Origin of the sequence: Dactylosporangium sp. CA-092794 (assembly GCF_050948465.1) — a bacterium.
Taxonomy (GTDB): Bacteria; Actinomycetota; Actinomycetes; order Mycobacteriales; family Micromonosporaceae; genus Dactylosporangium.
On sequence record NZ_CP192044.1, the window covers coordinates 11,511,342 to 11,525,583 of the forward strand.

A 14,242-nucleotide genomic window follows, 5' to 3' on the forward strand; every position below is an offset into this window, starting at 1 on the left:
GGAGACTTCCGTTTCGGCGATGATCAGGCATAGCCTGATGTCAGTCGTCTGGGGAGGTCGACTTGCCGTCCAGCAACCGTGCGTCGTCGTCGGACAGCCGGAATCTGGTCATCATCCTGCTCCTCGTGGTGGGCGGATTCCTGGCCTTCTGCGGCCTTGGCATGACCAACGCGCTGGTCGTGGCGCTTGGCGTGATCATCGCCGCCGTCGGACCGGTGATGATCAGGGTGCTCAACTCACGCAACAAGGTGCGCCACTACGTGCAGGGCACCGCGGTCGTCGATGCCATCACGCCGCGCCCGACCATGGACGGCCGCACCGCCCGCGGGCGGCTCAAGGTCACCGTCACCGCCACCGGCATCCACGGCGTCTCGGTCTCCACCACCGACCCGGCCATCCCGCTGGACAAGTGGCCCGAGCCGGGCGCAGTGTTGCCGGTGCAGGTCCTCAAGGGCACCCCGCGCAAGTTCACCGTGCTCTGGGACCGCGTACAGACCCACCAGGAGCTCGCCCTAGCCGACCAGCGCGTCACCGCCGGCGGCGCAGGCAGCGCCCCGGACATCTACGCCCCGGCCGGCTACACCCTCGACGGCGACGACTACGGCCCGCCCTCCGAGGACGCGTATTCCGGCCTCAACACGCCGCCCGACAACACCCCGACCCTGACCGACCTGCCCCCGATCGACGCGGGCATCGACGAGCCGCTGGCCTCCCGGGCCGACGCCGGCATCGACCGGCCACTGGGCTCCCCGGCCGACGCCGGCATCGACCAGCCGGTGGGCGCCCCGGTCGGCGCACGCACGAGCACCGCGGTCGCCGCCCCGATGGCCCCACCGGCCGAGCAGATCCCCGACGCGGCCCGCCGCCCCGGCCGCCCAGCCGCCCGCCCCCGCCACGCCGCCCCCGACCCGGCCCACCACACCGCCGAGCCGATCGGCGCCTCGGCCACCGCCGTCACCTACGCCGAGACCACCACCGCGCCACCCCCGTCCCCCACCGGCACCCCGGCCACCCCCGTCGCCCACACCTCGACCGCGACCGCACCACCCGCGGCCCCCACTCAGACCACAGCCGCACAACCCCCGGCGCCCACTCAGACCGCAGCCGCACCACCCTCGGCGCCCACCGACGCCCCGGACACCGCTGAGGCCGCGGCGGCACCACCCCTGGCCTCCGCTCACGCCCCGGCTACCGCTGAGCCCGCGGCCTCGCCGTCCCCGGCTCCCACCGACACGCTGGGCACCGCCGTCGCCCACACCGGCACCGCGACTGCATCACCCTCGGACCCCGCCGGCGCCCCGGCCACGCCGCCCCCGGCCCCTTCCGTCACCAACGCCGACACCGACACCGACGGCGACGGCGACGGCGACGGCGACGGCGACGGCGAGGCCGCACCGCCCCCGGCCTCCGCCGAGTCCGAGGGCGCCCAGCCGGCGCAGGAGGCCGAGGCCGCGCTGGGACCGGCGCACTCGGCCATCGAGGAGGAGGACCAGCCGATCATCATGCGGCTGCGCTCCTCACCACGCACCGCTGGCGCGGGCGCACACCGCCGCCCGAGCCCCCACCCGCGCTCCGGCGCGCACGAGCGGGTCCGCCGCACCCGCCCCGGCCGCGGCCGCCCACCGATCGAGACCCCCGCCGACCCGGCCGCGGACACCTCCACCTTCGCGGCCGACCCCGCGACCAGCCTCCCTGCCGAGCCCGCGACCGCCTTCACGGCCGAGCCCGCGACCGACGTTCCCGCCGGGCAAGCAACCGACGTCCCCACCGATCCCGCCGCCGAGGCCGGGACCGATATCGCCGCCGAGACCGCAGCGGAGACGGAGACCGCGGCCGTCGCCCAGCCCGAGGAATACACGATCCCGGAGGCCGGCTCGACCGTCCCCGCTCCGGTCGACCTTCCCGACCCCGCCACCGAGATCGACTGGTGGACCCCGGTGCGGCAGCCGGAGCCGGGCCCCGCCCCGGTGTCGCACTATCCCGACCGGGAGACGGAGCAGCCGCCGACGCGGATGCACCACGACGACTACCCCACGGTCATCGACGGCGAGGCCACCGAAACCCCGCCGGCCGACGCCCCACCCACCGACCCCACGGACGTCGCACCCTTCGACACCGCGCCCACGGACGCCGCGCCCACGGACGCCGCGCCCACCGACACCGCCGGGCCCACCGGCACCGCCGAGGCCACGGGCGGCACGGGGCAGGCCGGGGCGGCGGGCGAGCCGTCGGTCTTCTCGGCGATCGGCGATCCGCAGAGGCCGACCGGCTCGGCCTGGTCGGCGAACGGCCGCGGCCCCGTCCCGGTGGGCGCCGGCCTCTACAGCGCACCGCCCGTCCGCCGCACCCCCGAGCCATCGCCGGCCGCCGGCGAGGACGACGACGAGCCGGTGACCCCCGACCCGTATGCGACCGAGCACTACCTGCCGCCCGAGGACCAGCTGGAGGAGCAGCCGCTGAGCGAGGGCGCGGTCGCCGAGTTCCTGGCCGCCGCCCCGCGCCGGCAGGCCATGCCGCTGGACGGGGTCAACGGCGTGAGCATCACGCTCATCGTGTCCGACCTGCAGCGTTCCCGCCGGTTCTACCGCGACACGCTCGGCCTCACCGAACTCGACAGCGGCCCGACCAGCGCGGTGCTGGAGACCGGCACGGCCCGGGTCGTGCTGCGGCGCGTCGCGGACATGCCGCCGGTCGACCGCCGCGTGGTCCACCTGAACCTCGACGTCCCCGACGTGTACGAGGCCTACGAGCGCCTACGCGAGCAGGGCGTCGACTTCGTGCACCGCCCCCGCGTGGTTCCGCAGGGCGAGCAACTGGAACTGTGCTCGGCCACATTCCGCGACCCCGACGGCCACGCCATCGCCCTCACCCGCTGGGAGCTGCGCCGCTAGCACGACCACACCGACTCCGAGCCCCGCAGCCAGCGCGACCGCACCCACTGGGGCAGCCCCGCCGCGAGCGCGACCGCACCCACTGGCCGCCCCGCCGCGAGCGCGACCGCACTCACTGGGAGCCGCGCGCCAAGAGCGACCGCACCCCTCGGAGCCGCGCCGCTAGCGCGACCGCACCCACTGGGAGCTGCGCCGCTCTGAGCGACCGCGCTGGTGGGAGCTGCGCCGCTGAAAGCAATCGCCAATCGGGCAGCCTGCGCATCCAGGACATATCGGGCACATCACGATGCGCCACCGGGCCGGGGTCCCAGCCACCGCCGACCCGCCGTCGGCAGGTTGCGTGCCGCGGCCCTGGCTGCCGGCGGCCGATCGCCCGACGCGCATTATGTTTCCGCGATCATGCCCGACCCGCGGTGTGCACACGGGTTTCCCATGATCACGGAGCCTTGATGTACACGGGCGTACCATAACCTTCCGTGATCATGAAGAACCCGGGATGTCGGCGCGGTGGCGTGCATGATCGCGGAGACTTCTCGTCGCCGAAATCCGATCTATGGCCCGATGGGCGATAAATCCGACTCGTGACCATGCGCATGGTGCACAGCCGGGCATAAACGATTTATGACCTGTCGGGGTATAAATCCGAAAAGTCGTGGCGCGGAGCGCCCGACTTTTCGGACCGCGGCCGACGGCAGGACCGTCGGGGCGAGTGGGCGTCTACGTGTAGCGGCGCAGCGTATCCTCCGCGGTGGCGCGCATGAGTGCGCGCAGCTCCGGCGGGTCGACGACCTCCACGTCCGGGCCGAAGCGGCCCAGGTCGACCCGGGCGTGCTCGAAGGACTCGATCGGCAGCACCGCCCGGAGCCAGCCGTCGTCGCCGTCGGGGGTGCCGGTCTCGCGCAGCGCCCGCTCCGCGACCGGGCCCAGCATCCACCACAGCCGGGCGGCGCGCGGACCGACCCGCACGGTCGCCGAACCGCCCCGGTAGAGCGTCTCCTGCAGCCGTTCGGCGAAGCCCAGCCAGTACCGCCGCAGATCGAAATCCTCGGGCCGCTCGAAGCGCTCGTCGCTCGCGGTCAGGCCGTCGATGCGGGAGATCCGGTAACCGTTGATGCGGGTGCGCCCGCGCGCCACCAGATACCAGGCGGTGCCCTTGAGCACCAGGCCGAGCGGCTCCAGGGTGCGTTCGACCGAAGTCCCGTCCCATTTACGGTACCGAACGTGAATCCGAACCTGCTCCCACAGCGCGGACGCCACCGCGTCGAGGTGCGGCGGCGCCTCCGGGTCGCGGAACCAGCCCGGCGCGTCGACGTGCACGCGCTCCTGGATGCGCCCGGCGGTCGTGCGCTGCTCGGCCGGCAGCGCGGCGAGCAGCTTCAGCCGCGCCGCCTCCAGCGTCGGGCCGAGCCCCAGGTCGCCCGCGGTGGCGCCGCTGCCGGCCAGGAACAGCGCGGCCGCCTCGTCGGTGGTGAGGCCGGTCAGGCTGGTGCGGTAGCCGTCGACCAGCTGGAAGCCGCCGGCCGGCCCGCGGTCGGCGTAGACCGGCACGCCGGAGGCGGACAGGGCCTCGATGTCGCGGTACACCGTGCGCACCGACACCTCGAGCTCGTCGGCGATCTGCTGCGCGGTCAGCCGGCCCCGGGTCTGCAGCAGTAGCAGCGTCGACAGCAGCCGGCTCGCGCGCATCAGCCAGGTCGGTTCGCGTACACCGACCGGCGCACGTACAACGCATACAGCCACGCCGGCCCGAACACGATGCCCAGGGCGAGCAGCGACCAGTGCAGGAACCCGCCGCCGAGCAGCACGACCTGCACCAACAGCCCGGCGAACCAGGCCCACGAGCGGCGCAGCAGCCCGCACAGCGCGAAGCACACGACGGCGAGCCCGGCGCAGACCCAGATCGCCGCTGTCGTACCGCCGCCGCCGTGCCCGAGCTTGGCCAGCGGCAGCAGCGCCAGCAGCAGCACGACCCCCTCGACGGCGAGCCCGGCGGCGCCGACGCCGCGCACGGCGGCCTCGGGGTTCTTCAGCCCGGTCGGCGCGCTCATCGGCGCAGCAGCCCGCGGGCGTCGGCGACGGTCACGACCGAGCCGGTGATGAGGATGCCGACGGTGCCCGGCACGGCGTTGTCGGACTCGGCGAGCGTGACCGCGGCGTCGATGGCGTCGGGCAGGGCCGGCACCACGTGCACCCGGTCGGCGCCGTAGAGCTCCTCGGCGATCGCCGCCAGCTGCGCGACCGGCATCGCCCGCGGCGAGCTGTTGCGGGTCACCACGATGCTCTCCGTGATCGGCTCCAGCAGCTCCAGCATCCCCTCGACGTCCTTGTCGGCCAGCGCGGCAACGACCGCGACCAGGCCGCTGAACGCGAACTCCTCGGTCAGCGCCTTCACCGCGGCCGCCATGCCCGGCTCGTTGTGCGCGGCATCGAGCAGGATCGGCGGCGAGTTGCGGATGCGCTCGAGCCGGCCGGGCGAGCTGGCGCCGGCGAAGCCCTCCCGCACCGCCTCCGCGTTGAGCGCCCGCTCCGCGCCCGCGCCCAGGAACGCCTCCACCGCGGCGAGCGCGATGGCCGCGTTCTGCGCCTGATGCTCGCCGTGCAGAGGCAGGAAGATCCCCTCGTACACCCCGGAAAGCCCCTGCAGCGTCAACACCTGCCCGCCGACGGCGAGATCGCGATGGACGACGCCGAACTCGCGCCCCTCCCGGGCCAGGCTCGCCCCGACCTCGGCGCAGCGCTCCAGGATCGGGCGCATCGCCTCCTCCGGCTGCAGCGCACAGATCAGCGTCGAGCCCTTGTGCACGATGCCGGCCTTGGCCCAGGCGATCTCCTCGAGCGTGTCGCCGAGCCACTCGGTGTGGTCCAGCCCGATCGGCGTGATCACCGTCGTCTGCGCATGCAGCACGTTGGTCGAGTCGTCCGCGCCGCCGAGGCCGACCTCGACCACGGCCACGTCGACGGGCGCGTCGGCGAACGCGGCGAACGCCATCGCGGTGGTCATGTCGAAGTACGTCAGCGGCTGGTCGTTGCGCGCGTCGAGGTACTCGGCCAGCGGCGCGACCTCCTCGTACACGTCGACGAACCGCTGCTCGCTGATCGGCTCGCCCTCGATGCTGATCCGCTCGGTGATGCTCTGCAGATGCGGGCTCGTGTAGCGGCCGGTGCGCAGCCCGTGCGCGCGCAGCAGCGAATCGATCATCCGCGCCGTCGAGGTCTTGCCGTTGGTACCGGTGAGATGGATCGCCGGATACGCCCGCTGGGGGCTGCCGAGCGAGTCGAGCAGCCCCTCGATGCGGCCGAGGTCGAACACCATCCGGGTGAACCCGCGGGCGTTGAGCTCCTGGTCGACCTCGGAGAAGCTTCTGGTCACAGCGCTTCCAGCTGGGCGGAGATGCGGGCCAGGTCCGCCTCGGCGGTCTCCAGGCGCTGGCGGATCTTCGCCACCACCGCCTCCGGCGCCTTGTCGGTGAAGGCCGGGTTGCCGAGCTTCGCCCGGCACTGCGCGGCCTCCTTCTCCGCCGCCGCCTTGTCCTTCGTGAGCCGGGCCCGCTCGGCGGCCACGTCGATCGCGCCGCGGGTGTCGAGCTCCACCGTGACCCCCACGCCGACGGCCAGCTTCGCCGACGCCGCGAAGTCCCCGCCGGCCGGCTCCAGCCGCGCCAGTGACCGGATCAGGCCCTCGTGCGCGGTCAGCCCGGCCTCCTCCAGCCCCTCCAGCCGGGCGGCGACCCGCTGCGACGGCTTCACGCCCTGGTCGGCGCGGAACCGCCGGACCTCGGTCACGACCCGCTGCAGGTTCTCCACCTCGCGCTCGGCGGCGTCGTCGGTGAGCTCCTTGTCGGCGGCCGGCCACTCGGCCCGCACCACGGTCGCCCCGCCGGTCAGCGTCGTCCACAGCTCCTCGGTGACAAAGGGCATGATCGGGTGCAGCAGCCGCAGCAGGCTCTCCAGCACGTGGCCGAGCACCCGCCGGGTGCGCGCCTGCGCCTCGGCATCGGCGCCGGCGAGCACCGGCTTGGTCAGCTCCAGATACCAGTCGCAGACGTCGTCCCAGGCGAAGTGGTACAGCGTGTCACACACCTTCGCCAGCTCGAGCGACTCGAACTGCTGGTCCACCTCGCCGATGACGTGCTGCAGGCGGGACAGGATCCACCGGTCCACGGTGCTCAGGCCCTCGGTGGGCAGCTCGCCCTCGACCGTAGCGCCGTTGGCCAGGCCGTAGCGGGTCGCGTTCCACAGCTTGTTGGCGAAGTTGCGGCTGCCCTGCGCCCACTCCTCGCTCACCGGCACGTCCGCGCCCGGGTTGGCCCCGCGCAGCAGCGTGAACCGGGTCGCGTCGGCGCCGAAGCGCTCGATCCAGTCCAGCGGGTCGACGACGTTGCCGAACGACTTCGACATCTTCTTGCCGTACTGGTCGCGCACCATGCCATGCAGCATGACCACGTCGAACGGCTGCCGGCCGCCCATCGCGTAGAGGCCGAACATCATCATCCGGGCGACCCAGAAGAACAGGATGTCGTACCCCGTGACGAGCACGCTGGTCGGGTAGAACTTCGCCAGGTCCGGCGTCTCGTCGGGCCAGCCGAGCGTGGAGAACGGCCACAGCGCCGAGCTGAACCAGGTGTCGAGCACGTCGGCGTCCCGCACCCAGCCCTCGCCGGTCGGCGCCTCGTCGTCGGGCCCGACGCACACGACCTCGCCGGCCGGGCCGTACCACACCGGGATCCGGTGGCCCCACCACAGCTGCCGCGAGATGCACCAGTCGTGCATGTTGTCGACCCAGCCGAAGTACCGCTTCGTCAGCTCCGGCGGCTCGACCCGCACCCGCCCGTCGCGCACCGCGTCGCCGGCCGCCTTGGCCAGCGGCGCGGCCCACACGAACCACTGCAGCGACAGCCGCGGCTCGACGGTGGTGCCGCACCGCTGGCAGTGGCCGACGGCGTGCACATACGGCCGCTTCTCGGCGACGATGCGCCCCTGCTCCCGCAGCGCGGCCACGACCGCCGGCCGGGCCTCATACCGGTCCAGGCCCAGGAACGGCCCGTGCACCGTGATGACGCCGTGCTCGTCCATGATGGTCAGGCTCGGCAGGTCGTGCCGCTGGCCGATCTCGAAGTCGTTGGGGTCGTGCGCCGGGGTCACCTTGACCGCACCGGTACCGAACGCCGGATCGACGTGCGCATCGGCGACGATCGGAATCCGCCGCCCGGTCAGCGGCAGCTCCACCTCGGTGCCGACCAGGTGCCGGTAGCGCTCGTCGTCGGGGTGCACCGCGACCGCGGTGTCGCCGAGCATCGTCTCGGCCCGGGTGGTGGCCACGACGATCGCATCGTCGCCGTCGCCGTAGCGGATCGAGACCAGCTCGCCGTCGTCGTCGGAGTGCTCGACCTCGATGTCGCTCAGCGCGGTCAGGCAGCGCGGGCACCAGTTGATGATCCGCTCGGCCCGGTAGATGAGCCCGTCGTCGAAGAGCCGCTTGAAGATCGTGAGCACGGCCCGGGACAGGCCCTCGTCCATCGTGAACCGCTCGCGGCTCCAGTCCACGGAGTCGCCGAGCCGGGTCATCTGCCCGAGGATCTTGCCGCCGGACTCGGCCTTCCACTGCCACACCCGCTCGACGAACGCCTCCCGGCCGAGGTCGTGGCGCGACTGCCCGTCGGTGGCCAGCTGCCGCTCGACGACGTTCTGGGTGGCGATGCCGGCGTGGTCCATGCCGGGCAGCCAGAGGGTCTCGTAGCCCTGCATGCGCTTGCGCCGGGTCAGCGCGTCCTGGACCGAGTGGTCGAGGGCGTGGCCGATGTGCAGGGACCCGGTGACGTTCGGCGGCGGCAACACGATCGCGAACGGCGGCTTGTCGCTGGCCGCGTCCGCCGTGAACAGGCCGTCGGCTACCCATTGCTCGTACCGCCGCCGCTCGACCTCGCCGGGGGTGTACTGCGCCGAGAGCGCCGGCGCCGCCTGCGCCGCGCGTGGAGTATCCGTCACACGCAAAGTCTAGAACTGTCGCACCGGGGGTCTACGCTCGCCAGTGCCGGAGCCGACCCAGGTGCCTCGTTTTCTCAGGAGATTGATCGAAGGTGACGACCCCGCCGCACGACCCGGACGACGAGCCTCGTTCTGAGCCGTTCCGGCCCATGTCCTACGACCTGGCTCCGGAGTTCGGCACGCCCCCGCCGGTGAACAACCCGGGCCCCTACCCGCCCCCGCCCCCGGCGCAGCCCCAGCCGGCCACCTATCAACAGCCTGCCTATCAGCAGCCTGCCTATCAGCCGCCCCCGCCGCAGCCCGTCTACGCGCCGCCCCCGCCGCCACAGCCGGTGCTCGCGCCGCCCGCGCCCAAGAAGGGCCACGGCCTGCGGATCACGCTCGCCGTCGTCGGCGGCGTGATCGTGGTCTGCGCCATCGCCGCGTGCGTGTTCCTCTACCCGTATGTCAAGGAGAGCTCGCACGTGACCGCCCCGCCGACGCTGCCCGGCGGCCTGACCAAGCAGGACACCGACGAGTCGAAGGCCCTCGCCGACAGCCTCGCGACCGAGCTGCGCAAAGACTCCTCCACCAGCATCGACGAGACCGCGGTCGGGGTGTATTCGGCCGGCGACGACCCCAGCAACATCGTCGTGCTCGCCGCCGGGACCGGCACGTTCTTCTCCCCCGGCGCCCAGGTCGACAGCGCCTTCACCGGCTTCGGCGCGAGCGACGGGGTGAGCATCGGCGCCCCGCAGACATACCACCCCGGCAAGCTCGGCGGCACGGTGAAGTGCGCCGACGGCACGAGCTCGTCCCAGGCGGTCGGCAAGGTGTCGATGTGCGTGTGGGCCGACCACGGCAGCGTCGGCCTGGTCGTGTTCATCGGCCGCACCGCCGACGAGGCCGCGCCGCTGTTCGTGCAGATCCGCGAGGCCGTGCAGACCCGGGAGATCTGAGCCGCCGCGAGGCGCACGTGAGCGCCCTGCGGCCGCCAGCCAGGGTCGCAGGGTTCGCTGCTACAGTGCGCCGATGGTCGACCCCGAGGGCGGTCCCGCCTACCTGTACCCCGAAGACGCGGAGCTCGACGAGGCCCCCGCCGGCCGCCCGCCCCTCAAACGCATCGCGATCGTCTCCGGCTCGGTCGCGGCCGCAGCGCTGCTGGTCTCCGGGATCATCTACGGCCCGACGGTGGCCCGGGTGCTGTCCCAGAGCGGCACGACGGTCGACTCGCCGAACAAGGTGGGCGCGTTCACGCTCGACACGAGCGACGGCGCGAAGGACACCGCCGAGTACATCCGCGACGCTGTCACCACCGAGATCTCCCTGGACTCGAGCGTCGGCCTGATCTACCGCGACCAGCAGGTCAGCGCGATCCTGGTGGCCGGCACGGCCCGCATCTGGAATCCCGGCCGCACGTTGGAGTCCGCGTTCGACGTGGTCTCCGACGACGCCGGCGGCGTCCGCGACGTCCACGACGTGGCGGCCGGCCCGCTCGGCGGCACGGTCCGCTGCGGCGTCACGAAGGTCGACAACACCGACCTGGCGGTGTGCGGCTGGGCGGACAACGGCTCGCTCGGCGTCGCCCTGTTCTCGGGCCGCACGGCTACCGAGGCCGCGAAGCCCTTCCTGGACCTGCGCACCGCGGTGGAGCACCGCCCCTGATTCCGCGCCGGCCTGGTCCAGCCAGATCAGGCCGGCGAAAGGAGTCCCGAAAATGCTTTAGGGGCCCGTCGCATGCGACGGGCCCCTAAAGGAAAGTTTGTCCGGCGGCGTCCTACTCTCCCACACTCTCACGGGTGCAGTACCATCGGCGCTGGAGGGCTTAGCTTCCGGGTTCGGAATGGGACCGGGCGTTTCCCCTCCGCTATGGCCACCGAAACACTATGAACCTGTCAACCCCGCACACCCAACCCCCCACCTTTCCCGAGGGGTCCGGGGTGCGAACGGTATTGGTTCAGAATCACACAGTGGATGCGAAACAGCCCTTACAGCTGTATATGAGGTCAAGTCCTCGGCCTATTAGTACCGGTCAGCTCAAACCTGTTACCAGGCTTCCACTTCCGGCCTATCAACCCAGTAGTCTCGCTGGGGGCCTTAACCCTCAAGGGGTGGGATACCTCATCTCGAAGCGAGCTTCCCGCTTAGATGCTTTCAGCGGTTATCCCTTCCGAACGTAGCCAACCAGCCGTGCTCTTGGCAGAACAACTGGCACACCAGAGGTTCGTCCGTCCCGGTCCTCTCGTACTAGGGACAGCCCTTCTCAAGTATCCTACGCGCGCGGCGGATAGGGACCGAACTGTCTCACGACGTTCTAAACCCAGCTCGCGTACCGCTTTAATGGGCGAACAGCCCAACCCTTGGGACCTACTCCAGCCCCAGGATGCGACGAGCCGACATCGAGGTGCCAAACCATCCCGTCGATATGGACTCTTGGGGAAGATCAGCCTGTTATCCCCGGGGTACCTTTTATCCGTTGAGCGACACCGCTTCCACCTGCCAGTGCCGGATCACTAGTCCCGACTTTCGTCCCTGCTCGACCTGTCAGTCTCACAGTCAAGCCCCCTTGTGCACTTGCACTCAACACCTGATTGCCAACCAGGCTGAGGGAACCTTTGGGCGCCTCCGTTACATTTTAGGAGGCAACCGCCCCAGTTAAACTACCCACCAGACACTGTCCCTGAACCGGCTCACGGCCCAAGGTTAGATACCCAAATCCACCAGAGTGGTATTTCAAGCTTGCCTCCGACAGTCACTGGCGTGACCGCTTCACCGGCTCCCACCTATCCTACACAAGCGAATTCGAGTACCAATGTCAAGCTATAGTGAAGGTCCCGGGGTCTTTCCGTCCTGCCGCGCGTAACGAGCATCTTTACTCGTACTGCAATTTCGCCGGGCCTGTGGTTGAGACAGTGGGGAAGTCGTTACGCCATTCGTGCAGGTCGGAACTTACCCGACAAGGAATTTCGCTACCTTAGGATGGTTATAGTTACCACCGCCGTTTACTGGCGCTTAAGTTCTCCGCTTCGCCCCGAAAGACTAACAGGTCCCCTTAACGTTCCAGCACCGGGCAGGCGTCAGTCCATATACGTCGTCTTACGACTTAGCATGGACCTGTGTTTTTAGTAAACAGTCGCTTCCCCCTGGTCTCTGCGGCCACCAACCGCTCCACCAGCACGTGGTCTCACCATCGGTGGCCCCCCTTCTCCCGAAGTTACGGGGGCAATTTGCCGAGTTCCTTAACCACAGTTCGCCCGATCGCCTCGGTATTCTCTACCTGACCACCTGTGTCGGTTTCGGGTACGGGCCGCTCGAAACTCGCTAGAGGCTTTTCTCGGCAGCATGGGATCACTGGCTTCACCTGAAACGGCTCCGCATCACGCCTCACCCACCATGTGCCACGGATTTACCTATGACACGGGCTACACGCTTGCCCCGGCACAACCACCGGCCGGGCCCAGCTACCCTCCTGCGTCACCCCATCGCTTGCCTACTACCACCCAAGTTCCCAAACTCCAGCCATCCCCCCGAAAGGTTCAGACCATCGCAAGGTTAGTACAAGCAGGTTCAGCATGGACGCTTCTACGCGGGTACGGGAATATCAACCCGTTGTCCATCGACTACGCCTCTCGGCCTCGCCTTAGGCCCCGACTCACCCAGGGCGGATTAGCCTGGCCCTGGAACCCTTGGTCATCCGGCGGCAGGGTTTCTCACCCTGCTTTCGCTACTCATGCCTGCATTCTCACTCGCGCCACCTCCACGGCTGGATCACTCCGCCGCTTCACCGGTGACACGACGCTCCCCTACCCATCCACACACCTGGACCCCAAAAAAGGGGCCGGGTACACGCGTGAATGCCACAGCTTCGGCGGTGTGCTTGAGCCCCGCTACATTGTCGGCGCGGAACCACTTGACCAGTGAGCTATTACGCACTCTTTCAAGGGTGGCTGCTTCTAAGCCAACCTCCTGGTTGTCTATGCGACCCCACATCCTTTACCACTTAGCACACGCTTAGGGGCCTTAGCTGGTGATCTGGGCTGTTTCCCTCTCGACTACGAAGCTTATCCCCCGCAGTCTCACTGCCACGCTCTCACTTACCGGCATTCGGAGTTTAGTTGACTTCAGTAAGCTTGTAGGCCCCCTAGGCCATCCAGTGCTCTACCTCCGGCAAGAAACGCGCAACGCTGCACCTAAATGCATTTCGGGGAGAACCAGCTATCACGGAGTTTGATTGGCCTTTCACCCCTAACCACAGATCATCCCCCAACTTTTCAACGTTGGTGGGTTCGGCCCTCCACGCGGTCTTACCCGCGCTTCAGCCTGCCCATGGCTAGATCACTCCGCTTCGGGTCTAGGACACGCGACTGAACGCCCTATTCAGACTCGCTTTCGCTACGGCTCCCCCACACGGGTTAACCTCGCCACGTATCACTAACTCGCAGGCTCATTCTTCAAAAGGCACGCCGTCACCCCCACCAAAAGGCAGGACGCTCCGACGGATTGTAGGCGCACGGTTTCAGGTACTATTTCACTCCCCTCCCGGGGTACTTTTCACCTTTCCCTCACGGTACTCGTCCGCTATCGGTCACCAGGGAGTATTTAGGCTTACCAGGTGGTCCTGGCAGATTCACGGCAGATTTCAGGAGTCCGCCGCTACTCGGGAACACACACAACAGACCAGCAGTTTTCGCCTACCGGACTCTCACCGTCTACGGTGCCGCTTTCCAGCGAACTTCAACTAACCACCGGTTTTCTCACTGCCGTCCCGGATGGCAGCCCGGAAACTGTGCGTCCCACAACCCCGAACACGCAACCCCTGCCAGGTATCACACGTGCCCGGTTTAGCCTCATCCGCTTTCGCTCGCCACTACTCACGGAATCACAATTGTTTTCTCTTCCTGCGGGTACTGAGATGTTTCACTTCCCCGCGTTCCCTCTACCTGCCCTATGTATTCAGACAGGAGTGACACCACATGACTGGTGCCGGGTTCCCCCATTCGGACACCCTGGGATCACAGCTCGGTTGACAGCTCCCCCAGGCCTATCGCGGCCTCCCACGTCCTTCATCGGCTCCTGGTGCCAAGGCATCCACCGTACGCCCTCAGCAACTTGACCACAAAGCAATAAAGATGCTCGCATCCACTGTGCAATTCTCAACCAACACCAAACCCAGAACGTTGACTGTCCAAGCCTCCGGCCATCCGACCGAGGTCCCCGAACCATTCTGGATTCACGTCCGAAACACACCATCGCTGGTTGTTTCAGGACCCAACAGGGTGCCTATACGCTCTCCTCCAGCCGCACCAGCCGCGTTCCACACCACTCACGTGGCAGTACTAACCGCGCCGGCCGTTGCCGAACAGAACTTCGCCAGTGTCTCCGCCATC

Annotated in this window: 7 protein-coding genes and 2 rRNA genes; 3 read left to right on the forward strand and 6 right to left on the reverse strand. The window is 69.2% G+C overall.

Features of this window, described 5'->3' with window-relative positions:
* The first annotated feature begins 62 nt into the window (after positions 1-62).
* Positions 63-2,891 carry a VOC family protein gene (locus ACQPXD_RS49755; protein ID WP_432831137.1) on the forward strand — a complete coding sequence of 943 codons (2,829 nt, stop codon included), beginning with the start codon at positions 63-65 and terminating at the stop codon, positions 2,889-2,891.
* Between the two features lie 717 nt (positions 2,892-3,608).
* On the opposite strand, the gene ACQPXD_RS49760 is transcribed toward ACQPXD_RS49755, so the two are convergent.
* The 4 genes from ACQPXD_RS49760 to ACQPXD_RS49775 are packed head-to-tail and all read right to left on the reverse strand — an operon-like array spanning position 3,609 to position 8,876.
* On the reverse strand, positions 3,609-4,577 hold the full coding sequence (locus tag ACQPXD_RS49760) for a helix-turn-helix transcriptional regulator (RefSeq protein ID WP_432831139.1): 969 nt from the start codon (positions 4,575-4,577) through the stop codon (positions 3,609-3,611).
* Positions 4,577-4,939, reverse strand: a complete 363-nt coding sequence (locus ACQPXD_RS49765) for a DUF4233 domain-containing protein (RefSeq protein WP_432831141.1) — start codon at positions 4,937-4,939, stop codon at positions 4,577-4,579. The genes ACQPXD_RS49760 and ACQPXD_RS49765 overlap by 1 nt, the downstream gene beginning before the upstream one ends.
* The gene (locus ACQPXD_RS49770; protein ID WP_432844236.1) at positions 4,936-6,204 is read right to left on the reverse strand and encodes a bifunctional folylpolyglutamate synthase/dihydrofolate synthase; all 1,269 of its coding nucleotides are present in this window, start codon (positions 6,202-6,204) and stop codon (positions 4,936-4,938) included. Before ACQPXD_RS49770 ends, ACQPXD_RS49765 begins: the two co-directional genes overlap by 4 nt.
* A gap of 53 nt (positions 6,205-6,257) precedes the next feature.
* Entirely contained in the window at positions 6,258-8,876 is a 2,619-nt protein-coding gene (locus ACQPXD_RS49775) for a valine--tRNA ligase (protein ID WP_432831143.1), read from the reverse strand.
* Positions 8,877-8,968: 92 nt separating this feature from the next.
* Between ACQPXD_RS49775 and ACQPXD_RS49780 the strand changes: the two genes are divergently transcribed.
* Entirely contained in the window at positions 8,969-9,814 is an 846-nt protein-coding gene (locus ACQPXD_RS49780; protein ID WP_432831145.1) for a hypothetical protein, read from the forward strand.
* 73 nt (positions 9,815-9,887) lie between these two features.
* Complete coding sequence (locus tag ACQPXD_RS49785) at positions 9,888-10,520, forward strand: hypothetical protein (RefSeq protein WP_432831147.1); 633 nt, start codon at positions 9,888-9,890, stop codon at positions 10,518-10,520.
* Between the two features lie 99 nt (positions 10,521-10,619).
* Here ACQPXD_RS49785 and rrf read toward each other — a convergent pair.
* Both rrf and ACQPXD_RS49795 read right to left on the reverse strand, forming a co-directional pair.
* Positions 10,620-10,736, reverse strand: a 5S ribosomal RNA gene (gene rrf, locus ACQPXD_RS49790).
* 121 nt (positions 10,737-10,857) lie between these two features.
* Positions 10,858-13,970, reverse strand: a 23S ribosomal RNA gene (locus tag ACQPXD_RS49795).
* Positions 13,971-14,242 lie beyond the last annotated feature (272 nt).

What these genes read in the sequence shown, in the direction of transcription:
- ACQPXD_RS49765 (WP_432831141.1), bottom strand. Translation starts at nt 4,939, where the DNA reads ATGAGCGCGCCGACCGGGCTGAAGAACCCCGAGGCCGCCGTGCGCGGC.
- ACQPXD_RS49770 (WP_432844236.1), bottom strand. Translation starts at nt 6,204, where the DNA reads ATGGTGTTCGACCTCGGCCGCATCGAGGGGCTGCTCGACTCGCTCGGC.
- ACQPXD_RS49760 (WP_432831139.1), bottom strand. Translation starts at nt 4,577, where the DNA reads ATGCGCGCGAGCCGGCTGCTGTCGACGCTGCTACTGCTGCAGACCCGG.
- ACQPXD_RS49785 (WP_432831147.1), top strand. Translation starts at nt 9,888, where the DNA reads ATGGTCGACCCCGAGGGCGGTCCCGCCTACCTGTACCCCGAAGACGCG.